Below are 21,237 nucleotides of genomic sequence, written 5' to 3' on the forward strand. Positions count from 1 at the left end.
AGCCTCAACTGCGCGCGGCGATCGCGATCACCTCGATGCGGAAGGCGGGATCGGCGAGCTCGACCTTGCCGCAGGCGCGGGTCGGCGTGTTGCCCGGCACGACCCAGGCATCATAGACCGCGTTCATGGCGTCGAAATCGTCCATGGTCTTGAGCCAGACCTGCACGCTGAGCAGGCGCGATTTGTCGGTACCGGCGCGCGCCAGCATGTCGTCGACCTTCGCCAGCGCCTCTTTCGTTTGCTGGATGATGTCGGCGGTCTTGGTGTCCGCCACCTGACCTGCGAGGAAAACGAGATCGCCGAACACGGAAGCGCGGCTGCGGCGGGCGTTCTGGTCGATGCGGGTGATATCCGACATGGGATTGTCCTTAACTTTACTTGCCGGTGGCGATGATGCGGCGGCAGTGGTCGAGTGCCGCGCCGATGAGGTTGTCGCTCGCCTCGGGCGTGCGGAACGCCGAATGAGCCGACAGCGTCACGTTCGGCAGCTTTGTGAGCGGATGCCCGGCCGGCAGCGGCTCGACAGTGAAGACGTCGAGGCCGGCATGGGCGATGTGGCCCGAACGCAGCGCGTCGAGCATCGCATCCTCGTCGACGACGGCGCCGCGCGCGGTGTTGATCAGGATGCTGCCTTTACGCATCTGGGCGATGCGCTCGCGCGACAGGAAACCCTTGGTCTCGTCGTTGAGCAAGAGATGCAGCGAGACGACGTGGCTCTCGGCGAGCAGCTTCTCCAGCGAGACGAACTCGACGCCGGGATGCGTCTTCGGCGTCCTGTTCCAGGCAATCACCTTCATACCGCAGCCCGCCGCCATGCGCGCGGCCTCCGCGGCGATGCCGCCAAAACCGATCAGGCCGAGCGTCTTGCCGGTGAGCTGCATCGCGTCACGGCGCAGCCAGTTGCCCTCGCGCATGCCGCGGTCCATCTCGCCAAAATTTCGCGCAGACGCCCACATCAGCGCGATCGCGCACTCGGCAACCGCGGTGTCGCCATAACCCTTGATGGTGTGGACGGAGATGCCGCGCTCGGCGAGCTCCTCCGGATTCATGTAGCTGCGCGCGCCGGTGCCGAGGAAGACGACGTGCTTCAGCTTCGCGCATTTCTCGGCAATCGCTGATGGCACCGCCGTGTGGTCGACGATCATGATCTCGGCATCGCCGAGCAGGCCGGGCAGATCGTCGGGCTTGATCGAGGGATTGCGGTTGATGCCGACCGGCAGGCTGGCAGAGCGCAGCAGCTTGTCGGTCACCGCTGCCAGGGTCTCGTTCGCATCGACGAATAGGGCGCGCACAGGCCTCTCCTTCAGCTCACTTCCATATTGCGTTCAGTCTTGTATTCAGACTTAAATGCAATTTACAACCCCTCCCCATCGGGAATTTTGCGCAATCCTGCCAAGATATTGGGCTCATTTCTGCATTGCCGCCCAAATGGTCAGCAACTCGAAATACCGTATTGCATTTTATCCTGAATACAGAAATAGTCCAGAGGCCGGACACGATCCGACCCAGATTCCAGGGAGACAGAGACCATGAATCGCAGGGATGCTCTCACCACCGTCGCGCTGGCAGGCGCAGCGATCGCCGCCGCGAGCGGCTCGGCCAAGGCCGATGCGCCGACCTCCACGCTCGACCGCATCAAGAAGAATGGCGTGCTGCGCGTCGCTGTCATCGTCGGCCAGGAGCCCTATTTCCATAAGGACCTCGCCACCAACGAATGGTCGGGCGCCTGCATCGACATGGCCAAGGACATCGCCGGCAAGCTGGGCGCCAAGGTCGAGACGCTGGAATCGACCTGGGGCAACCAGATCCTCGATCTCCAGGCCGACAAGGTCGACCTCGCCTTCGCCGTGAACCCGACGCCGGAGCGCGCGCTCGTCATCGACTTCTCGACGCCGATCCTGGTGCACTCCTTCACCGTCATCACCAAGAAGGGCTTTGCCAAGCCGCAGACCTGGGCCGAGCTCAACAAGCCCGAGGTCAAGATCGCCGTCGACATCGGCTCGACCCATGAGACGATCGCGCGGCGCTACTGTCCGAAGGCGACCATCCTCGGCTTCAAGAACCGCGACGAGGCGATCCTGGCGGTTGCGACCGGCCGCGCCGACTGCAACGTCTCGCTGGCCGTGCTCTCGGTCTCGACCCTGAAGAAGAATCCGAACCTCGGCGATCTCGCCATTCCGCGGCCGCTGCTGACGCTGCCGACCAACATGGGCATCCGCGCCGAGAGCGACCGCCGCTACAAGGACTTCCTCAGCGCCTGGGCCGACTACAACCGCGCGATGGGCCAGACCCGCGACTGGATGCTCAAGGGTTTTGAGGCGGTCGGCCTCACCGCCGACGATCTCCCGCCCGAAGTGCAGTTCTGACGGTCGATCGATGTACGTCTGGGACTTCGCGGCGCTCAAGCCGTATTGGGGCCTGATCTGCCAAGGGCTCCTGGTCACCGTGTATTACACGGTGACCACGGTGGTCGCGGGTCTCGCCATCGGACTGTTCGTCGGCATCCTGCGCACGACGGCTCCGCGTTGGATCACGGTGCCGTTGCGTCTCTATATCGAGGTGTTCCGCTGCACGCCGCTGCTGGTGCAGCTGATCTGGGTCTACTATGCCCTGCCCGTGCTGATCGGCGTCGACATGTCGCCGGCGATGGCCTGCTTCATCGCGCTGTCGCTCTATGCCGGCTCGTTCTATGCGGAAATCTTCCGCGGCGGCATCGAGGCCGTCGACACCGGCCAGTGGGAGGCCGGCCGCGCCATCGGCATGCGCCGCGGCAAGATCTTTCGCCGCATCGTGCTGCCGCAGGCGACGCAGGTGATGATCCCCTCCTTCATCAACCAGACCATCATGCAGCTCAAGAACACCTCGCTGGTGTCGGTGGTCGCGGTCGGCGACCTGCTTTACCAGGGCACTGTCATCACCGCGTCGAGCTACAAGCCGCTCGAGGTCTACACCACGATCGCCGTGCTCTATTTCGTCGTGCTGTTCCCGCTGACGCTGATCGCTGATAGGGTCGAGCTGAAGATGGGAGCGCACCGATGAGTGCTCTGATCGCTGACAACATCCACAAGGCGTTCGGCGACCACGAGGTGCTCAAGGGCGTCTCGCTCTCGGTCGCCCGCGGCGAGGTCGTCACCCTGATCGGCGCCTCCGGCTCCGGCAAGTCCACCTTCCTGCGCTGCCTGAATCTCCTGGAAATGCCGCAGCAGGGCGCGCTTGCGATCGGCACGCATAAATTCGCCTTCGGCAAAGGCATGCGCGCCGCCGGCGATGCGCAGCTCGCGCTGCTTCGGCGCAGCGTCGGCATGGTGTTCCAGCACTTCAACCTGTTCCCGCACATGTCGGTGCTCGCCAATGTCACCGAAGGGCCGGTGCAGGTGAAGGGCATGGCGCGAAACGAAGCCGACGCGCTTGGCCGCGATCTGCTCGCCAAGGTCGGCCTCGCCGACAAGGCCGACGCGTTTCCGAGCCGCCTCTCCGGCGGCCAGAAGCAGCGCGTCGCGATCGCGCGTGCACTCGCGATGAAGCCAGACGTGATGCTGTTCGACGAACCGACCTCGGCGCTCGATCCCGAACTTGTCGGCGAAGTCCTCTCCGTCATCCGCAGCCTCGCGAGCGAAGGCATGACCATGGTGCTGGTGACGCACGAGATGGCCTTCGCCGCCGACGTCTCCACCCGCGTCGGCTTCATGAACGACGGCATCATGGCCGAGATCGGCACGCCGGAGGAAACCATCCGTCAGCCGCGCAGCGAACGGCTGAAGGCGTTCCTGGCCCGGTTTCACGAGACGCATTAGACTGCTGTCACGACCATCCTGGATCGGTGGGTAGATCATGAAACTCCGCGGCGGCTTCACGAATTACGGCGAGACGATCGGCATCCTGATGCTCGATACCCGCTTCCCGCGTCCGCGCGGCGACATCGGCAATGCGCTCTCCTATGATTTCCCGGTGCGCTACAAGATCGTGCGCGGCGCACACGCCACGAGGATCATGGGCGACCATCCCGATCCCGCCCTGCTCGAGCCGTTCATCGCGGCGGCCCGCGAGCTGGAAGCCGACGGCGTCAAGGCGATCACCACGAGCTGCGGCTTCCTCGCGCCATTTCAGCAGCAGCTCGCGGCAGCCGTGAACATCCCGGTCTTCACCTCGAGCCTGATCCAGGCGCCGTTGATTCATGCCATGCTGCCGCCGGGCAAGGTCATCGGCATCTTCACCGAACGCGGCCACCACATGAACGAGGGGCATTTCCGCGGTGTCGGCTGGTCGCCGGACGAGATCCCCGTCCAGATCCAGGGCATGAAGCCCGATGCGCAGTTTCCCGCAACCTACATTCTCGGCCGCGAGGAACTGGACACCGACGTGCTGCGCGCCGAGATGATCGAGATGACGCAAGCCTTCATGGCGTCCTGCAAAAACCCGGGCGCGATCCTGTTCGAATGCACCAACATGTGCCCGTTCTCGAAGGACGTTGCCGAAGTATCGGGCCTTCCGGTGTTCGACATCAACACGTTGATCAATCTGTTCTACCGCGCGGCCAATCCCGTGCCATTCTTGCGCTGAACGAGCCCCGCTGCCCCTCGTTGCCGGCCGGAACGAGACGCGTCAGGGCGTGACGGAGGCGTCGGCCTCCCTCCCCTCCCGCTCCACCCAACCCGTCGCAATCGCGTTTGCCCAGCTGAGCATGCCTTTGCTGCGCGCCAATGCGGCCATGGCCGTGGTGTCATAGGGCACGTAGCGGATCGTCGCGGACCAGCCTGCGCCGGCATGCTCCAGGATCGCGTAGCACGCATGCGGCGTACCGACCTCGACCACGTAAGGAACGGGCGCCTTCCCGTCATAACCGGGCAACCCGACGCTGCCGGGATTCACGACCAGCCGTCCATCCCTCAGGCGCACCACGCGCGGAATGTGGGTGTGGGCGCACAGGATGATCTCGGCGTCGATCCCCTCAGCTTCAGCCTCGATCGCGTCGATGCCGCTCGGACGCAGGCAGCCGTCGTCGGCGATGTGGTCGAGCCAGAAAGCTGCATCGTCCCTTGGCGATCCATGGCACAGGAACACCCGTCCGTTATACGTGAGCGTGGACGGCATGCTTGCCATCCAGTCGAAATGCTTGCGCGTGAGCTGACGGAAATCGCTGCGACCGGAGCCGCCGGCCTGCCAGAGCTCGACGAGGATTCGATCCTGATCGCCCCGTATCGACGGAAAGCCTCGCGCCATCAACAGGTCCGCGGTCCTGGCCGCCTCGAGCGGGCCACTGACGTGGTCGCCGAGATTCACGACCTCGTCGAGGCCGAGCATGGCAATGTCCGCAAGGACGACTTCAAGTGCCGGACGATTCCCATGCACGTCCGCGATGGCAGCAAATCTCATTTGGCCCCTCCCATTCGGAATGGCCGATCGTTCTCGCTATGCGGGGGATGCAGGACTGGCTAGTCAATTTAGCTACGTCTCTTTAGCTGCATTTGTAGAAGCGCCCGCAAGCTGAGGATCAAATCGGCGCTGGCAGAAGAATTACACGATCGCGGTTGCCAGGCAAGCGATGCGAGTTACGAACTGTCGCGGCAATGCCGACGTGACCTCGGGAAAATAACACGCTACGTTTCCCGGAGAAGACCAAGAGGAAACGCCAATCGTGTACGACTTCATTATCGTCGGCGGCGGCTCGGCGGGGTCCGTGCTGGCCCACCGGCTCTCCGCAAAGAGCGCCAACAAGGTCCTGCTGTGCGAGGCCGGACAGGACACACCGCCCGGCAACGAGCCCGCCGAGATCAGGGACAGCTATCCGGGCACGGCCTATTTCGATCCCCGCTTCCACTGGACCGAACTCAAGGTCACGACCCAGATCGTCAGCCACAACAATCCGAACGAAGCGCGCCCTCCTTTACGCAAATACGAGCAGGCGCGCGTGCTGGGCGGCGGCTCGTCGATCAACGGCCAGATGGCCAACCGCGGCGCACCGACCGACTACGATGAATGGGACGCGCGGGGCGCCGACGGCTGGAGCTGGAACGACGTGCTGCCCTTCTTCAAGAAGGTCGAGCGCGACCTCGACTTCGACGGGCCGTATCACGGCAAGGACGGTCGAATTCCGGTACGCAGAATTCCGCGTGAGCACTGGACGCGGCATTCGCAGGCGTTCGCCGACGCCTTCCAGCAGGCCGGCCATCAGTTCGTGCCGGACCAGAACGGCGAGTTCGTCGACGGCTATTTTCCGGTGACGCATTCCAATCAGGCCGAGCAACGTGTCTCGGCCGCGATGGGTTATCTCGATCGTGACACGCGCAAGCGCGCCAATCTCACCATCTCCACCAACACGCAGGTGAGAGAGCTGCTGTTCGAAGGCACGCAATGCGTCGGCGTGAAGGCGATGGTCGACGGACGGGAACAGGAATTCCGCGGCCGCGAGATCATCCTCTCCAGCGGCGCGATCCATTCGCCGGCGCATCTCCTGCGCGCCGGCATCGGCCCGGTCGGTCACCTCAAGGATATGGGCATTCCGGTCCTGATGGGGCTGGCAGGCGTCGGTCAGCGCCTGATGGATCATCCCTCGATTTCGCTGTCGTCCTTTGTCCGCCGCGGCGCGCGCATGAACGAGCACACCAGGCGCCACATGCAGCTTGGCCTGCGTTATTCATCCGGGCTGTCGGGCGTACCGAAGGGCGACATGTTCGTCGTCCTGCTCAGCAAATCGGCCTGGCACGCGGTCGGCGAGCAGATCGGCTCGCTGCTGACCTTCGTCAACAAGACCTATTCCGAGACCGGACAGGTCAAGCTCGCCTCGCGCGATCCCGCCGCCGAGCCGATCGTCGAGTTCAATCTGCTGTCCGACCGCCGCGACCTCGATCGCCTGATGAGCGGCTTCCGCAAGATGGCGGCGGTGCAGATGAGCGACGTGGTGAAAGCAGTGACGGACAAGCCGTTTCCGGCCGCCTATACGGACAAGGTGCGCAAGATCGGCGTGGTCAATACCAAGAACAGGATCCTGACCAAGATCGCCGCGACCTTGATGGACGGGCCGGCGGCGCTGCGCCACTACCTGATCGACAATTTCGTCGTCGAAGGTTTCACCTTCGACCAGGTGATGAACGACGACGATGCGCTGGAAGCCTTCGTCCGCAAGGCGACCATCGGGGTGTGGCACGCCTCGTGCTCATGCCGCATGGGCCGGGCCGACGATCCGATGGCAGTGGTCGATAATCAAGGCCGCGTCAAGGGCGTTCAGGGCCTGCGCGTCGTCGACGCCTCGATCTTCCCCGTGGTGCCGTGCGCCAACACCAATTTTCCGGTGCTGATGTCGGCGGAGAAGATCGCGGCGTCGATAATGCAGTGAGGGCTAGCGACTGCCGGGAGCTGGAGGGATCAATGGATTGCAGCATCCGCCCGGCGCGCGAAGAGGATAGCGGCGAAATCAGCGCCGTCATTCTGCGCGCACTGCGCGAGACAAATGCGAGGGATTACACAGACGAGATCATCGAGCGGGTCGAGCATAGCTTCAGCCCGACCGCCGTTCTGGAGCTGATCCGCAAACGCACGGTCCTTGTTGCCGCCCTTGGCGGCCGCGTCGTTGGAACGGCGAGCCTTGACGGAAGCGTCGTCCGCACGGTCTTCGTGGCTCCCGACGTTCAGGCGCAGGGGATCGGCAAGTTCCTGATGGCCGAGATCGAACGCATCGCGCGCGAGCGAGAGATCGCTTTGTTGACCGTCCCGTCTTCCGTCACCGCGGAATCCTTCTACGCACGGCTCGGGTTCAAGGCCGTGCGTGACAGTTACTTTGGCGATGAGCGCACGATCATCATGGAGCGATCGCTCGCTGCTGTTTCGTAGGTCCGGACTGCGCCGATAGCTCCGCCCATACGCGGAAGCGCGCGCCGTCGTTGAGCGGCACGATGTGAAACGGCTGGCCGAAGATCGCGAGCGGCTCATGGCCCGGCGCGAACTGCGGCCAGGCTTGCGCGACGTCCGGCATGCCGGTCGTGACGAAGCGCAAGACGCTCGCCTGAAACCGCGCCGCGACATCAATGTCGGCCGGGGTCATCGGCCCGCCCTTGCGCCTGAGGATCGGCCGATCGATGAAATCAGGCAGATGCGCCCACAGGCAGGCATTGTCCGCGCCATGGGTTGGTCCCTGCGACAGGAACGGCTCCAGCGCCGGGCGATGATCGAACCGGCTCAACCACACCGCGCCGCCTGCCGCAGCATGACGCCGCGCGAGATCGGCCATGGGGCGATGCCAGAACGCATCCGACAACAGCGCCTCGTACGGATCCTCGTCGAGGCGCGCGTTGGCGCGATAATAGGATAGCAGCCGGCACCAGCCGGCATCGCCGAATGCCGCACGCACTTGTCGCTCGGTGGTGCGGATCATCGCCGCAGGCGGCGCGCTCTTCAGGAACATCACCATCTCGTCGCGGCAGGAGCCGAGCCAGAGCGGAATGCCGCGCAAAGTTCCGTCGGCGAAGACGTCGCGCGGCTCGCGCGGGATCACGGTCCCGTCGAGCACCGGGCCGAACACGGTGCCTGCGTCCGTCTCGTCCGCGAGCCTGCGTCCGACGCGCTCGACCGCCGCGAACAGCCTTGGCAGCGGCACGGACGCAATCCCGCCGGGATCACGCGCAAGCTCGAGCTCCTCGAGCACGTGGCGCGCGACATCGTCGGCGTGACCTGCGCTCATGATGTCGCGCCCGGGCGCGCTCAGCGCGAGCGCACGGAAAAACTTGCCTCTTGCCTGCGGCAGGGTTGCGAGCGCGATCACCATGGAGGCGCCGGCGGATTGTCCCGACAGCGTAATCGCATCCGGATCGCCGCCGAAGTTCGCGATGTTGGCCCGGACCCAATCGAGCGCTGCCAGCGCATCCTGGAGCGCGAGGTTGTTGGCTTCGGTGAGGCCGTAGCGATGCAGTTGCAGGAAGCCGAGCGGCCCGAGCCGGTAGTTGATGGTGACGATGACGGCCGGGCCGTGGGCGGCGAGGAAGGAGCCGTCATAGTCGGCGCCGCCGCCGGTGACGAAGGCGCCGCCATGGATGAAGAAATTGACCGGCAGCGGGTGATCCGCCGCCGGCGCCCAGATGTTCAGGCTGAGACAGGATTCCTCGTCAGCATGATCGAGATGGCCGGGCTGCGGCGCGTAGGCGCCGTAGTCCGTGCAGCGGCGCGGCTCGGTCCACGCGAGCGGCGGTGTCGCCCTGGCAAAGCGCCGCGCGATTGCGAACGGTACGCCATTGAAGGCGCGTACGCCGCTCTGCTCGGCGCCGACGATCGGTCCGCTCGTGGTCGGAACTGCATTGGTCAACATGCGACTGTTACTCTGTCTTGTCTCAAGCGCGCTGCTTCCCGAGATCGGCGATGTCGACATTGTGGGTTTCGCGCGCGGTGGCCGCTGATGCCGCCGAGATCACGCAGCAGCAGGCAACGAAGATTGCCACGGGAATCCAGCCGTTCGGCCCTTCGCCGACCAGGCTCGCACTCACCAGCGGCGTGAAGCCGGCGGCGAGGAAGCCGAGCTGCGTGCCGATCGCCGTGCCGGAGTAACGCACGCGCGCGTCGAACATCTCCGCATAGAACGACGGCCAGATCGCGTTCGGCGCGGCGTAGATGACGCCCGAGAGGATCATCGCCGCGGCGAAGATCGCCGGCGTATTCCCCGATGTCACCAGCATGAAATACGGGAACACCAGCACCGCGCAGCCGAGCACGCCACCGATGAACACCGGCTTGCGGCCGATCCTGTCGGCCAGCAGCGCCCACAGCGGCTGGGTGATCAGCGCGGTGACATTGCCGAGCACGCCGGCCCACAGCATGGTCGGGCGGGCGACGCCGAACTTGCTGGTGGCATAGCCGAGCGCGAACACCGCGGTCATCGTGCTCACGGTGGCGATCAGCGCACAGACGATGACGCGCAGCACGTCCGGCCAGTAGTCGCGCAAGAGCGTAACGACGGGGAAGCGCGCCATCTGCGCCTTGTCCTTGATGTCTTCGAAGACGGGCGTTTCCGGCATGGTCCTCCGCACCAGGTAGGCGACCAGCAGCACGAGCGCGGAGAGCAGGAACGGAATGCGCCAGCCCCAGCTCAACAACTGGTCTTCCGGCAGGCTCGACACCGGGATGAACACCAGTGTTGCAAGGATCGCGCCGGCCTGGGTGCCGCTCAGGGTCCAGCTCGTGAAGAAGGCGCGGTTCGAATTGGCGGAATGCTCCAGCGTCAGCGAGTTGGCTCCGCTCTGCTCGCCGGCAGCCGACAGGCCCTGCAACAGGCGGAGCAGCGTCAGGATGACAGGCGCGGCGTTGCCGATCGTCTTGGCATCCGGCAACAGGCCGATCGCCAGCGTCGAGCCGCCCATCAGCACCAGCGTGAACAAGAGCACCGTCTTGCGGCCGATACGGTCGCCGAAATGGCCGAGGATGACGGCGCCCACGGGCCGGGCGATATAGCCGATGCCGAAGGAGAGCAACGCGAGCAGCGTCGCGGTCGAGGGATCGACATTGGCGAAGAATACTCTTGGAAAGATCAGCGCCGCCGCGGTGCCGTAGATGAAGAAGTCGTAGTATTCGAGCATGCTGCCGACGAAACTGACCAGCGCGGCGCGCTTCGGCAGCTTGTTCGGCGCGGCTTCCGCGCTGGATGATGCGCGCAGCGGTGCGGTTGACGTCAACGTCATTGAAGGTTCCTCCCCATGTGGCCGGTGCGGTTCGCGTCCGGCAGATCGCCTCGCGCGCGTGTTCTGGTTCTGGTTGCCGCAACTTTGGTCTCGAGCAATAATGTACGAACTAGTACGTTTATGCAATACGCATTGGATCAGCGCCCCGACGGGTGAAATTTGCCTTCACCTTCAAGGTGATCCGTGGAAACTGGCGGGAGAAACAGTGATGCTCGAGCGCATGCCGCCCCCATCGAAACGCACCAACGACCCCGAGCGCACCAAGCGCGACATCCTCGAAGTGGCGATGGCCGAATTCGCCTCGGAGGGCTATTCCGGCGCCCGCGTCGATGCGATCGCGGCGCGCACGCGTACGTCGAAGCGGATGATCTATTACTATTTCGGCGGCAAGGAGCAGCTCTATCTCGCGGTGCTGGAGGAGGCCTATCGCAGCATCCGCGCGCTGGAGGACCAGCTCGACATCGAAAGCTGCGACGCCCGGGAGGGACTGCGCCGGCTGATCGAGGCCACCTTCGACCATGACGAGCGCAATCCGAACTTCATCCGCCTCGTCAGCATCGAGAACATCCACCACGGCAAGCACCTGAAGCAGAATCTGCAACTGCGCCAGCTCAATGCCAGCGTGATCGCGACACTCGACGGCATCCTCGAGCGCGGCCGCGGCGAAGGCGTCTTCCGAGACGACGTCGACGCCATCGACCTGCACCTCGCCATCTCCTCCTACTGCTTCTTCCGCGTCGCCAACCGCCACACCTTCGGCGCCCTGTTCGACCGCGACCTCAGCGAGCCCAGGGTGCTGGCGAAGAGCCGGACGCAGATCGTGGAGATGATCCTGGCGTGGCTCGGGGCGAAGGCTTAGCAACACACTTGCTGTCATTCCCCGCGACCCGGCTACGCCAAGGCTTCGCCGGGGCTGCGGTCCAGGGGCGCCGAAGCTTTAGCGTAGGCGGCAGGCGGGGAATCCAGTACGCCGCGGCCTATCGAGGAACCACTACCGGCTCTGGAATACTGGATCACCCGCTTTCGCGGGTGATGACGGCGGAGACCGGAGCCCCCCTCACCCGCCCCTCTTCCCCCGCGTGCTCGCCAGCAGCACCAGCATGAACGACGCCACCGTCATCAGCGTCGAGATCGCGGCGATGGTCGGGTCGATCTCGTCACGCAGCGCGGTGAACATGCGCTTGGTCAGCGGCTGATACTGGCCGCCGGAGATGAACAGCGCGACGATGGTCTCGTCCATCGCCGAGATGAAGGCGAAGATGCCGCCCGCGACCACGCTCGACTTGATCTGCGGCAGCGTCACCGCGAAGAAGCTGCGCAGGCGGTTCATGCCGAGGCTGCGCGCCACCATCTCCTGCGCCGGATCGAAGCTCTGCAAGCCCGCAAGCACCGAGATGACGACATAGGGCAGGCCCAGCATCACGTTCGCCAGCACGAGGCCGGGCATGGTCGCGACCAGGCCGACCTTTGCATAGACGAAGAAGATGCCGACCGCAGTGATGATGATCGGCACCACCAGCGGCAGCAGCAGCGCCATGTGGATGATGCGCATGATGCGCAGCTTCGACTGGCTGATCGCGTAGGCCGCCGCGACCCCGCACGGCGTTGCGATCAGGACCGTGAAGAACGCGACCGTCAGCGTCACCCGCGTCGCCTGCATCCAGGCCGGATTGGCGAAATATTGCTGGTACCAGCGCAGCGAGAACGACGGCGGCGGGAACGTCAGGAAGCGCGCACTGGAAAACGAGATCGGCGCGATGATCAGCACGGGCAGGATCAGATAGACCAGCACCAGCGCGCTGATCACGTAGAGGACAATCCGTGCGGGCGAAGTGCGCGTCATTTCTGCCCCAACACGCGATCGAGCGAGATGAAGCGGCTGACGGCGAAGAAGATCAGGAGCACGCTGAGGAGCAGCACCACGGCGACCGCGCTCGCGGCGCCGAACTGGTTGTAGAGCTCGACATTGCGGCTCACCAGCATCGACACCATCACGGTGCGGCCGCCGCCGAGCAATTCCGGCGTGATGTAGAAGCCGAGGCAGAGCACGAACACCATGGTGCAGCCCGCGAGCACGCCCGGCAGCGACAGCGGCAGGAACACCCGGAAGAAGGTGAGCGACGGGCTCGCCCCCAGGCTCGCACCGGCCTGCATCAAATCACCGGGGATCTTCTGCATGGTGGCATAGAGCGGCAGCACCATGAACGGCAGCAGGATGTGCACGGTCGCAACCACCGTGCCGAACGTGTTGTGCACCAGCGCGAGCGGCTCGGAAATGACATCGAGATAGCGCAGGAACTGGTTGATCACGCCGGTGCGCTGGAGCAGCGCCAGCCACGCATAGGCGCGCACCAGCACGCTGGTCCAGAACGGCAGCACCACCAGCGACAGGATGAGGATGCTCCAGCCTTTCGGCACGGCGTTGGCGAGATAGGCCACGGGATAGCCGAGCAGCAGCGCGATGACTGTCACCGCGAGGCTGATCTCGAAGGTCAGCGCGAAGCTGCGCCAGTAGATGTCTTCCGTGAAGACCCGGCGATAGTTCTCCAGCGTGAAGCCGTCATGGTAGATCGACTGCCAGGCGAGCCAGCCGACCGGCAGCACGATCAGGAGAAGAATCACGAGCAGCGCCGGCGACACCAATGCCAGCATCAGCGCATGCTCGCGGCGCTGATGCTTTTGGGAGGAATCTGGCACGGATGTCGACAACGCTGCCTCGCTCACTTCTGCATGAAGGACGCCCAGCGCTTCTCGGCGGCCTCGCCCGCGGGCGAGGACCACCAGGCGTAAGACATCAGCGCCTGCTTGGCCGCGTTCGCCGGCTCGCTCGGCAGCTGCGCGGCACGCTCGGGCTTGATCACGCCGGTCTCGAACGCCTTCGGATTGCCCGGGCCGTAGTCGATGCTGAGCGGCAGATTGGCCTGGTGCACGGGATCGACGGCCTCATTGATGAATTTGACTGCCGTCTCCAGATTCGGCGCGCCCTTGAGGATGCAGAGCGAGGTGCTCTGAAGGACGCCCTGGTTGTAGGTGAAGGAGACCTTTGCACCCTCCTTGGCCACGGCGCTGACGCGGCCGTTCCACGCCATCTCCATGTCGACCTCGCCGTCGTTGAGCAGCTGCGCCGACTGCGCGCCTGACGTCCACCACACCGTGATGTGCGGCTTGATCTCCTCCAGCTTCTTGAAGGCGCGGTCGACGTCGAGCGGGTAGAGCTTGTCCGGCGCGACGCCATCGGCCATCAGCGCGGCCTCGAGCGTCGCGAACGGATGGTTGCGCAGCGCGCGGCGGCCGGGAAATTTCTTCACGTCCCAGAAATCGGCCCAGCTGTTCGGCGCGTCCTTCGGGAAGGTCTTCTGGCTGTAGGCCAGCACGCTGGAATAGAACTCGTATGACACCGAATAGGGACTGCGATAGGCCTCCGGCATCGCCGCGCCGTTTGGAATCTTCGAAAAATCGAGCTTCTCGATCAGCCCCTGCTCGCCGCCGCGCAGGCAGTTGCCGGTCGGGGTATCGACGACATCCCAGATCGGCTTGCCGCTGCCGACCTGCGTCTTGATCGCGGGCCAGGCGTCGGGGATGGAGTCCTGGTTGATGGTGATGCCGAGCTTCTTGGCGGAGGGATCGAGGATCGCCACCGTCTGCGCCGCCTGATAGGCACCGCCTTGCGAGACGAAGGTGATCTGCTCGGCGGCGCCCGCCGCAGTGGTAAATCCGATTGCGCCCAGCACGGCACAGCCCAATCCAAAATTCCGTGTCGTCGTCATCCTCGCCTCCTCCAAAGAGATCTCACTGACCAATCGCATCGAGAAACTGGTACCAGCCGGCGACCATGCGCACGGCGGGCTCGCGCAGCGGATAGAACGGGATCGCCTTCATGCGCCTGATATCGAGCAGCCCGACCTCGGGCGTCTCGCCGCGGACAAAGGCGGCGAGATAGCGACCCATCAGGCTCGACATCGCAACGCCAGCGCCATTGTAGCCCATCGAGACCAGCGTGCGGTCGTCGAGCCGGCCGATATGCGGCACCGAGTCCATCGTCATCGCGACGAGGCCCGACCATTTGTGGGCGAGCGGCACATCGGCAAGATCGGGGAAGATGCCGACCATCGCCTTGCGCAACGCGTCGAAGGCAGCTTGCGAGTCCTGCTTGCCGAAGGCGCCGCGGCCGCCGAAGATGACGCGGTTGTCGACCATGCGGAACCAGCGCATCATGCGCTTGGTCTCGGTGTAGGTGCGCCCCGTCGGCATCAGCTTGCCCGCGAGATTGCGCGGCAGCGGGTCGGTCGCGACCATGGCGCTGCGGAACGGGATCAGCGTGCGCTGCATATGCGCGGTCGCGCTGGTGAGATCGGAGTAGCTGTTGGTGGCGATGATCGCCTGTTTCGCGCGCACCGCGCCTTGCGGCGTCTCGGCGACGATGCCGCCGTTCTCCTTCCGCAGTCGCACCACCGGCGACTCCTGGAAGATGGGAACGCCGCGGCGCGCGACGCCATCGGCGAGCCCGCGCAGATAGTTCAGCGGATGGATGCCGCCGGAGCCGGGATTGAGCACGCCGCCGACAAAAATGTCGGAGCCGGTTTCGTCACGTACCCCGCGCTTGTCGAGGATGCGGACTTCGGCGGAGCCCATCTCGCGCGTCATCCAGTTGGCTTCGTCGATCGCGGCCTTCAGCGTCGTCTCGTTATGCGCGGCCTTGACCTGGCCCGTGCGTGTCAGCGCCGCGCTGGCGATGCCGAATTCGGACACCAGCTCTTCGACCATGTCAGTCGATTCATGCGCGATCTCGTACATGCGCTGCGCCATGGCGCGGCCATGCGCGGCGTCGATCTCGCGGAACGACAGCCGAAATTTTGCGGTGATCACGCCGCCATTGCGCCCGCTCGCGCCCCAGCCGGGGCGGTTGGCCTCCAGCACGATGGGGCTAAGCCCGCTCTTGGCGATGTGGTGCGCCGCGGAGAGGCCCGTGTAGCCTGCACCGATGATCACCACATCCGCCTGTCGCTCGCCCGACAGCACGGGAAACGCGTGCGCCGGCCCCGCCGTGGCTTCCCACAGCGAGTTGGCCGATGGCAATGCGCTCCAATCCCGTGTCATGCCGCCGCTCATGCCTTACGCCGCCGGTCCGATGGCCGCGTCGGCCAGCGCCTTCAGCGTCGGGAAGTGGAAGTCCGGCTTGGTCAGCGTCTCAACCGCCGGCGTGCCGCCGAACCCGGCGATGCCCTGGCGGCGCTCGATCCAGCACACCTTGTATCCGAGCTTTCGCGCGATCCCGATGTCGTGGTACTGGCTCTGCGCGACGTGCAGGATGTCGGACTGCTTGTAGCCGAAGGCGGACTGGCGCCCCTTGTTGTAGGCGAAGAACTCCGGGTTCGGCTTGGCAACGCCGGTATCGTCGGCGCAGACGGTGTCGTCGAAGGGATTGCCGAGCGCGTGCGCGTAGCAGGAGAGCGCGACGCGATCCGCATTGGTCATCGCCACCAGCCGGAACTTCGTGCGCAGGCGCTTCAGCGCCTCGACCGAATCCGCGAACGGCCCCCAGCGCAGCACCGAGAGCTGGAACACATCGCAGGATGCATCGTCGGAGGGAAGCCCGAGCTCCTTGGCGAGATGGCGATAGACGTGGAACATCGCCTCGCTCGAGCGCTCATAATGCTTGTCGCGGCCGCGCTTGTAGGGCTCGAAGATCTGCTCGTCGCTGAGCTCGGCCGGCGACTTGCCGGAGATCTTGCGTACCGCGGAGAGCACGCCGGTCTCGAAATCGATCAAGGTGCCGACGACGTCGAAGGTGAGAACCTTGAAATTGCTGAACGAGGCTGCTGACGACATCTTTGGTTTCTTCTCTCGGTTGAACAGGGCTTGAGTTCAGTCCCCCGCCCTGGGGACAACGATGGTGTCCTCGGGGTGAAGGGTCACGGTGAGGCTGCCGCCGAGCGACGGGATGCGGCTGTAGGCCTGGTGATAGCTCGGCTGGCGCAGGCTGAGCGCGATGCCATCGGCGAGGGCCAGGAAGATGCGGAGACTCTCGCCCTGGTAGACGATGTCGGTGACCGTCCCGGTCAGCCGGTTGCAGGCGGCATCCTGCGCGCCGTCGTCGATCAAGAGCTTTTCGCTGTGCACGGCGAGCATCAGGGCATCGCCTGAGGGAATGGCGCGGGCGCTGCGCAAGAGCGCGTTGCCGAGCGCGACGCTGGAGGCATCGACGCGGCGAACCGGCAGCATCGTCGCTTCCCCGATGAAACTCGCGACAAAGGAGTCCGCGGGATGATCGTGCAGCCGCTCGGGCGCGTCGATCTGGATCAGCCGGCCGTCCTTCATCACGGCGACGCGGTCGCTCATGGTCAGCGCCTCGCGCTGGTCGTGGGTGACGTAGATGATGGTGGCGCCGATGCGCCGGTGCAGCGCGCGCAGCTCGATCTGCATGGATTCGCGAAGCTGCTTGTCGAGCGCGGAAAGCGGCTCGTCCATCAGGATCAGGCGCGGCTCGAAGATCATCGCACGCGCCAGCGCCACGCGCTGGCGCTGGCCGCCGGAGAGCTGCGCGATGCCGCGCTCTTCATAACCGGCGAGACCGACCATCGCGAGCGCGGCGCGCACCTTGTCGGGCCAGCTCGCTTTCGGCAGGCGCCGTGCGCGCAGGGGAAAGGCGACGTTCTCGCCGACGCTCATATGCGGGAACAGCGCGTAGTTCTGGAACACCACGCCGATGTCGCGCTTGTGCGGCGGCATCCAGGTGACGTCACGACCGCCGAACAGGATGGTTCCGCTCGATGGCAGGATGAAGCCGCCGAGAATTCCAAGCAGCGTGGTCTTGCCGGAGCCGGAGGGGCCGAGCAGGGAGACGAACTCGCCGGCGCCGACATTGAGCGAAACGTCGTCGAGAGCGCGAACGGCGCCATACGCCTTGCTCGCGGACCTGATCTCGACGCTTTCCGCTCGTTTGTCCAACGATCGACCTCGCCTCGTTCCCTGCAATGGCGTGCCTCACTGCGCGCCATAAGCCTGCTTTATAGACAGGAATTTTGAGCAATCACGGCCGAAGCGTGCACCGCACCAAATCTTCGTTCGCAAGCCCTGTCTTTAGGCTGTGATGCCAATGACACCAGACTTGGCAAAACTCGGCAATTGCCAAATTCTCACCGCGTCCATAACATGGCGTTATGCCCGAGCTCCGCCGGATGCTGCCCTCCAGTAACGCCCTGTTCGTCTTCGACGCAGCGGCGCGCAATGGCAGTTTCACGGCGGCAGCAGCCGAGCTCAACGTCACGCAGCCGGCGGTGAGCCGGATGCTCGGACAGTTCGAGGAGCATCTCGGCGTCCGCCTGTTCGACCGCACTGCGGGGCGCGCGGTGCTCACCGAGGAAGGCGAGCTGCTTTATCGCCGCGTGCTCGAAGGCTTTCGCAGCATCGAGACCGGGCTCGTCGAGATCGAGCGGCGCCGCAAGGGCACCGAGACGGTGACGCTGTCGGTCTCCTCCGCCTTCACCACGCATTGGCTGATGCCGCGCATCGACAAGCTCCAGAAGCAGTTTCCCGACGTCGATCTGCGCTTCCAGCTGATCTCCGGCGCGCTGCGCGGGCCGGTCGAGAATGTCGACCTCGGCATGCGCTTCCGTGACCGCGACGAGCCGTCATCCGGCGGCACGCTGGTGATGAAGGAAGTCATGCTGCCGATGTGCAGCCCTGGCTATCTCGGCGAGACCGATCCCGCTGAAGGCAACACCATCATTCGCCTCGCCGAGACGCCGGGCGACTGGGCGGCGGATTACGCCTCGCTTCTCACCGGCCGCCGCGGCGCGGCCAAGGCGCTGAGCTTCACCGACTATGCCGTCGTGATGCAGGCCGCCCTGCTCGGCCAGGGCATCGCGCTCGGCTGGCTGACGGTGGCCTCGCACTGGCTCCTGACCGGCGCGCTCGTGCCGGCCTCCGAGACGCTCACCACCACGCGGCGCATCTGCGAATTCCTGCCGCCGCGCAACCGGCCGATGCGCCCCATCGCTGCCGAGATCCGCGACTGGATCATCGCGCAGATGAAAAGCGAGATCGCCGCGATCGACCAGCTCTATCCGAAGCTCGGCGCGATGGCCGCCTGCTATTGAGGCCGAGCGATCACCGCGCGCTACCCCGGCCGAAAGCGCAGATTGGCGCGCGATAGCTGGCTGATCGACGTACATCCCATCAGCTTCATATCGCGCACGAGCTCGGCCCGCAGCAGGCCGAGGGCCCGTTCGACGCCGGGCCGGCCGGCGGCGGCGAGCGGATAGAGATAGTATCGTCCAAGCCCGACAGCCTTGGCCCCGAGCGACAGCGCTTTCAGGATATGAGTTCCGCGCTGGATGCCACCGTCCATCATCACGTCGATGCGGTCGCCCACGGCATCGACGATTTCGGCGAGCTGATCGAAAGCCGAGCGGGAGCCGTCGAGCTGGCGGCCGCCATGATTGGAAAGGACGATCCCGGCACAGCCGATATCGACCGCGCGGCGCGCGTCTTCCACCGACATGATCCCCTTCAGGCAGAACGGGCCGTTCCAGGTCCGTACCATCTCCGCGACATCGTCCCAATTCATCGCAGGATCCAGCATTTCCGTGAAGTAGCGGCCGATCGACATGGCGCCGCCGCTCATGTCGACATGCTCCTCCAGCTGCGGGAGCCTGAATTTTTCGTGGCTGACATACTGGATACCCCACATCGGCTTGATCGCGAACTGCAACATGCCCGCAGGCGTCAGGCGGAAGGGAATGCTGAAGCCGGTGCGCAGATCGCGCTCGCGATTTCCCCCGGTGATGCTGTCGACCGTCAGCATCATCACCTCGACGCCCGCGTCCCTGGCGCGCTGCATCATGGCGCGGTTGAGACCGCGATCCCTGTGGAAATAGAATTGATAGACCTGCGGCGTGTCGTGGGCCTTGCGCAATTCCTCGAGCGACACCGTGCCCAGCGAGGAGACGCCGAACATGGTGCCGTAGCTCGCCGCAGCAGCGGCGACGGCACGCTCGCCTTCATGATGGAACAGGCGCTGCAAGGCGGTCGGCGAGCAGTAGAACGGCAGCGCGAGCTTCTGGCCCATGATGGTGACCGAGAGATCGACGTCCTGCACGCCGCGCAGCACGTTGGGCAGAAGGTCGCAATGCTCGAAGCTCGCGCTGTTGCGGCGATGGGTCGTCTCATCGTCGGCCGCGCCATCGATATAGTCGAAGATCGGACCGGGCAGTCGGCGGCGCGCCAGTCGCCGGAAATCGTGGAAGTTATGACACTGTGTCAGGCGCATTTCTCAACTCCGCTCGCGGCATGTTCTGCGCGTCGATCATCTTGCCATCGCGCCGCCGATGCTGTCAGCGGTCGCCATCGCGGCGATCTCTCGCCTGATGGCCCCGCCGGTCTCCTATCGATGCTCGATCGCCCTGATCGCGCCGCGGAGCTCGGCAAGGCCGCGCAGGCGGCCGATCGCGGTGTAGCCGGGATTGGTGCGCTTGGTGGCGGCGAGATCGTCGAGCATACGATGGCCGTGGTCGGGACGGAACACGATTCTCTTGTCGGGTGAGCGCCGTGCGTTCTCCTTCAACAGCGCCTTGAGCACGGCGACCATGTCGACGTCACCGTCGAGATGGTCGGACTCGTAGAAGGACAGGCCGTCGGCCTCGCGCTTGGTCGCGCGCAGATGAGCAAACGCAATGCGCGGTCCGAAGCGCTCGGCCATCGCGGGCAGATTGTTCTCGGCGCGCACGCCGAGCGAGCCGGTGCACAGGCAGATGCCGTTGGCCTTGGACGGCACGGCGTCGAACAGCGCCTGATAGTCTTCGGCGGTGGAGGCAATGCGCGGCAGGCCGAACAGCGGGCGCGGCGGATCGTCGGGATGCAGCGTCAGGGAGACGCCGAGTTGCTCGGCAACCGGCGTGACACGGCCCAGGAACTCGGCGAGATGCTGCCGCAGGATCTTTGGCGTGATGTCGCGGTAGGTCTCCAGCCGGTCACGGAATTGCGGGATCGTCATCGGCTCGGTGGTCGAGCCCGGCAGCGCGCTGGCGATGACCATGACGAGATAGTCGATATCGGCCTGGCTCATCTTCTCGAACAGCTTTTTCGCGCGCGCCTGCTGCTCGGGCGAATACTCCTGAACGGCGGCGGGGCGCTTCAGGATATGCAGCTCGAACGCTGCAAAGCGGTCCTGGTCGAAGCGCATGGCGCGGGCGCCGTTCGGCAGCTCCCATTCCAGATCGGTGCGGCACCAGTCCACCACCGGCATGAAATTGTAGCAGATGATCTTGATGCCGGCCGCGGCCACCGCTTCAAGACTCGCGATCCACGCCTCGATCGAGGCCGTCGCCTTGGCCCCGAGCCGCTTGACGTCGTCGGGGATCGGAATCGACTCCACCACCGACCAGGTCAGTTGCGAGCGGCCGGGCTGGCCATGCTCGATGAAGTTCTTGCGCTCCTCGACCGCCTTGCGTGTCCAGGCTTCGCCGATCGGCACCTGATGCAGCGCCGAGACGATATCCGTCGCCCCGGCCTGCCTGACATCGTCCAAAGACACCGGATCATCCGGACCGTACCAGCGCCATCCCTCGAGCATCATCGA

General features: G+C 65.0%; 21 protein-coding genes. 8 read left to right on the plus strand and 13 right to left on the minus strand.

Annotated features, from left to right (window positions below; translation table 11 throughout):
• Positions 1 to 4: 4 nt before the first annotated feature.
• Both AB7535_RS28750 and AB7535_RS28755 read right to left on the minus strand, forming a co-directional pair.
• Positions 5 to 358, minus strand: coding sequence for a RidA family protein (locus AB7535_RS28750; protein WP_231143322.1), 354 nt, complete (start codon positions 356 to 358; stop codon positions 5 to 7).
• 16 nt (positions 359 to 374) lie between these two features.
• Complete coding sequence (locus AB7535_RS28755) at positions 375 to 1,292, minus strand: NAD(P)-dependent oxidoreductase (protein WP_231143323.1); 918 nt, start codon at positions 1,290 to 1,292, stop codon at positions 375 to 377.
• 237 nt (positions 1,293 to 1,529) lie between these two features.
• Between AB7535_RS28755 and AB7535_RS28760 the strand changes: the two genes are divergently transcribed.
• The 4 genes from AB7535_RS28760 to AB7535_RS28775 are packed head-to-tail and all read left to right on the plus strand — an operon-like array spanning position 1,530 to position 4,560.
• Positions 1,530 to 2,366, plus strand: coding sequence for a transporter substrate-binding domain-containing protein (locus tag AB7535_RS28760; RefSeq protein ID WP_354097166.1), 837 nt, complete (start codon positions 1,530 to 1,532; stop codon positions 2,364 to 2,366).
• A 10-nt stretch (positions 2,367 to 2,376) separates the two neighbouring features.
• Complete coding sequence (locus AB7535_RS28765; protein WP_354097165.1) at positions 2,377 to 3,039, plus strand: amino acid ABC transporter permease; 663 nt, start codon at positions 2,377 to 2,379, stop codon at positions 3,037 to 3,039.
• Positions 3,036 to 3,794: an amino acid ABC transporter ATP-binding protein gene (locus AB7535_RS28770; RefSeq protein WP_231143326.1), complete on the plus strand. Its 759-nt coding sequence runs from the start codon at positions 3,036 to 3,038 to the stop codon at positions 3,792 to 3,794. The genes AB7535_RS28765 and AB7535_RS28770 overlap by 4 nt, the downstream gene beginning before the upstream one ends.
• A 37-nt stretch (positions 3,795 to 3,831) precedes the next feature.
• On the plus strand, positions 3,832 to 4,560 hold the full coding sequence (locus tag AB7535_RS28775) for an aspartate/glutamate racemase family protein (protein WP_354097164.1): 729 nt from the start codon (positions 3,832 to 3,834) through the stop codon (positions 4,558 to 4,560).
• 42 nt (positions 4,561 to 4,602) lie between these two features.
• Here the strand turns inward: AB7535_RS28775 and AB7535_RS28780 are convergent, their stop codons facing one another.
• Entirely contained in the window at positions 4,603 to 5,373 is a 771-nt protein-coding gene (locus tag AB7535_RS28780) for a metallophosphoesterase family protein (protein WP_231143328.1), read from the minus strand.
• Between the two features lie 262 nt (positions 5,374 to 5,635).
• On the opposite strand from AB7535_RS28780, the gene AB7535_RS28785 reads away from it, so the two are divergent.
• Positions 5,636 to 7,333, plus strand: a complete 1,698-nt coding sequence (locus AB7535_RS28785; RefSeq protein ID WP_231143329.1) for a GMC family oxidoreductase — start codon at positions 5,636 to 5,638, stop codon at positions 7,331 to 7,333.
• Between the two features lie 32 nt (positions 7,334 to 7,365).
• The gene (locus tag AB7535_RS28790; RefSeq protein WP_166106094.1) at positions 7,366 to 7,827 is read left to right on the plus strand and encodes a GNAT family N-acetyltransferase; all 462 of its coding nucleotides are present in this window, start codon (positions 7,366 to 7,368) and stop codon (positions 7,825 to 7,827) included.
• Here the strand turns inward: AB7535_RS28790 and AB7535_RS28795 are convergent.
• Together AB7535_RS28795 and AB7535_RS28800 are read right to left on the minus strand one after the other, a co-directional pair.
• Positions 7,796 to 9,295, minus strand: a complete 1,500-nt coding sequence (locus AB7535_RS28795; protein WP_231143330.1) for a carboxylesterase family protein — start codon at positions 9,293 to 9,295, stop codon at positions 7,796 to 7,798. The two genes, AB7535_RS28790 and AB7535_RS28795, sit on opposite strands and share 32 nt — an antisense overlap.
• A 22-nt stretch (positions 9,296 to 9,317) precedes the next feature.
• Complete coding sequence (locus tag AB7535_RS28800; protein ID WP_354097163.1) at positions 9,318 to 10,658, minus strand: MFS transporter; 1,341 nt, start codon at positions 10,656 to 10,658, stop codon at positions 9,318 to 9,320.
• A 208-nt stretch (positions 10,659 to 10,866) separates the two neighbouring features.
• On the opposite strand from AB7535_RS28800, the gene AB7535_RS28805 reads away from it, so the two are divergent.
• On the plus strand, positions 10,867 to 11,517 hold the full coding sequence (locus AB7535_RS28805; protein WP_085405284.1) for a TetR/AcrR family transcriptional regulator: 651 nt from the start codon (positions 10,867 to 10,869) through the stop codon (positions 11,515 to 11,517).
• A 198-nt stretch (positions 11,518 to 11,715) separates the two neighbouring features.
• Here the strand turns inward: AB7535_RS28805 and AB7535_RS28810 are convergent, their stop codons facing one another.
• From AB7535_RS28810 to AB7535_RS28835, 6 genes are all read right to left on the minus strand, one after another.
• A complete protein-coding gene (locus AB7535_RS28810) occupies positions 11,716 to 12,501 on the minus strand; it encodes an ABC transporter permease (protein ID WP_063981335.1) in 786 nt (261 codons plus the stop codon).
• Positions 12,498 to 13,310 (minus strand): ABC transporter permease, encoded by an 813-nt coding sequence (locus AB7535_RS28815; protein ID WP_049807861.1) that lies wholly within the window; start codon positions 13,308 to 13,310, stop codon positions 12,498 to 12,500. The genes AB7535_RS28810 and AB7535_RS28815 overlap by 4 nt, the downstream gene beginning before the upstream one ends.
• A gap of 68 nt (positions 13,311 to 13,378) precedes the next feature.
• On the minus strand, positions 13,379 to 14,425 hold the full coding sequence (locus tag AB7535_RS28820; protein WP_231143332.1) for an ABC transporter substrate-binding protein: 1,047 nt from the start codon (positions 14,423 to 14,425) through the stop codon (positions 13,379 to 13,381).
• 22 nt (positions 14,426 to 14,447) lie between these two features.
• Complete coding sequence (locus AB7535_RS28825) at positions 14,448 to 15,755, minus strand: NAD(P)/FAD-dependent oxidoreductase (protein ID WP_231143333.1); 1,308 nt, start codon at positions 15,753 to 15,755, stop codon at positions 14,448 to 14,450.
• Positions 15,756 to 15,770: 15 nt separating this feature from the next.
• On the minus strand, positions 15,771 to 16,487 hold the full coding sequence (locus AB7535_RS28830; protein ID WP_014492710.1) for an HAD family hydrolase: 717 nt from the start codon (positions 16,485 to 16,487) through the stop codon (positions 15,771 to 15,773).
• A 36-nt stretch (positions 16,488 to 16,523) separates the two neighbouring features.
• Positions 16,524 to 17,606: an ABC transporter ATP-binding protein gene (locus AB7535_RS28835; protein WP_231143334.1), complete on the minus strand. Its 1,083-nt coding sequence runs from the start codon at positions 17,604 to 17,606 to the stop codon at positions 16,524 to 16,526.
• A 212-nt stretch (positions 17,607 to 17,818) separates the two neighbouring features.
• Between AB7535_RS28835 and AB7535_RS28840 the strand changes: the two genes are divergently transcribed.
• Complete coding sequence (locus tag AB7535_RS28840; RefSeq protein WP_231143335.1) at positions 17,819 to 18,757, plus strand: LysR family transcriptional regulator; 939 nt, start codon at positions 17,819 to 17,821, stop codon at positions 18,755 to 18,757.
• Between the two features lie 20 nt (positions 18,758 to 18,777).
• On the opposite strand, the gene AB7535_RS28845 is transcribed toward AB7535_RS28840, so the two are convergent.
• Positions 18,778 to 19,929 (minus strand): alpha-hydroxy acid oxidase, encoded by a 1,152-nt coding sequence (locus tag AB7535_RS28845; RefSeq protein ID WP_063981332.1) that lies wholly within the window; start codon positions 19,927 to 19,929, stop codon positions 18,778 to 18,780.
• A 114-nt stretch (positions 19,930 to 20,043) separates the two neighbouring features.
• Positions 20,044 to 21,234 carry a mannonate dehydratase gene (uxuA, locus tag AB7535_RS28850; protein WP_231143336.1) on the minus strand — a complete coding sequence of 397 codons (1,191 nt, stop codon included), beginning with the start codon at positions 21,232 to 21,234 and terminating at the stop codon, positions 20,044 to 20,046.
• Positions 21,235 to 21,237 lie beyond the last annotated feature (3 nt).

Source organism: Bradyrhizobium sp. 956_D2_N1_4 (assembly GCF_052076025.1).
In the GTDB taxonomy this organism is placed as follows: domain Bacteria; phylum Pseudomonadota; class Alphaproteobacteria; order Rhizobiales; family Xanthobacteraceae; genus Bradyrhizobium; species Bradyrhizobium barranii.

What these genes read in the sequence shown, in the direction of transcription:
- AB7535_RS28770 (WP_231143326.1), top strand. Translation starts at nt 3,036, where the DNA reads ATGAGTGCTCTGATCGCTGACAACATCCACAAGGCGTTCGGCGACCAC.
- AB7535_RS28790 (WP_166106094.1), top strand. Translation starts at nt 7,366, where the DNA reads ATGGATTGCAGCATCCGCCCGGCGCGCGAAGAGGATAGCGGCGAAATC.
- AB7535_RS28795 (WP_231143330.1), bottom strand. Translation starts at nt 9,295, where the DNA reads ATGTTGACCAATGCAGTTCCGACCACGAGCGGACCGATCGTCGGCGCC.
- AB7535_RS28805 (WP_085405284.1), top strand. Translation starts at nt 10,867, where the DNA reads ATGCTCGAGCGCATGCCGCCCCCATCGAAACGCACCAACGACCCCGAG.
- AB7535_RS28780 (WP_231143328.1), bottom strand. Translation starts at nt 5,373, where the DNA reads ATGAGATTTGCTGCCATCGCGGACGTGCATGGGAATCGTCCGGCACTT.
- AB7535_RS28845 (WP_063981332.1), bottom strand. Translation starts at nt 19,929, where the DNA reads ATGCGCCTGACACAGTGTCATAACTTCCACGATTTCCGGCGACTGGCG.
- AB7535_RS28830 (WP_014492710.1), bottom strand. Translation starts at nt 16,487, where the DNA reads ATGTCGTCAGCAGCCTCGTTCAGCAATTTCAAGGTTCTCACCTTCGAC.
- AB7535_RS28820 (WP_231143332.1), bottom strand. Translation starts at nt 14,425, where the DNA reads ATGACGACGACACGGAATTTTGGATTGGGCTGTGCCGTGCTGGGCGCA.
- AB7535_RS28815 (WP_049807861.1), bottom strand. Translation starts at nt 13,310, where the DNA reads ATGCTGGCATTGGTGTCGCCGGCGCTGCTCGTGATTCTTCTCCTGATC.
- AB7535_RS28810 (WP_063981335.1), bottom strand. Translation starts at nt 12,501, where the DNA reads ATGACGCGCACTTCGCCCGCACGGATTGTCCTCTACGTGATCAGCGCG.
- AB7535_RS28775 (WP_354097164.1), top strand. Translation starts at nt 3,832, where the DNA reads ATGAAACTCCGCGGCGGCTTCACGAATTACGGCGAGACGATCGGCATC.
- AB7535_RS28800 (WP_354097163.1), bottom strand. Translation starts at nt 10,658, where the DNA reads ATGACGTTGACGTCAACCGCACCGCTGCGCGCATCATCCAGCGCGGAA.
- AB7535_RS28760 (WP_354097166.1), top strand. Translation starts at nt 1,530, where the DNA reads ATGAATCGCAGGGATGCTCTCACCACCGTCGCGCTGGCAGGCGCAGCG.
- AB7535_RS28765 (WP_354097165.1), top strand. Translation starts at nt 2,377, where the DNA reads ATGTACGTCTGGGACTTCGCGGCGCTCAAGCCGTATTGGGGCCTGATC.
- AB7535_RS28840 (WP_231143335.1), top strand. Translation starts at nt 17,819, where the DNA reads ATGCCCGAGCTCCGCCGGATGCTGCCCTCCAGTAACGCCCTGTTCGTC.
- uxuA (WP_231143336.1), bottom strand. Translation starts at nt 21,234, where the DNA reads ATGATGCTCGAGGGATGGCGCTGGTACGGTCCGGATGATCCGGTGTCT.
- AB7535_RS28825 (WP_231143333.1), bottom strand. Translation starts at nt 15,755, where the DNA reads ATGACACGGGATTGGAGCGCATTGCCATCGGCCAACTCGCTGTGGGAA.
- AB7535_RS28750 (WP_231143322.1), bottom strand. Translation starts at nt 358, where the DNA reads ATGTCGGATATCACCCGCATCGACCAGAACGCCCGCCGCAGCCGCGCT.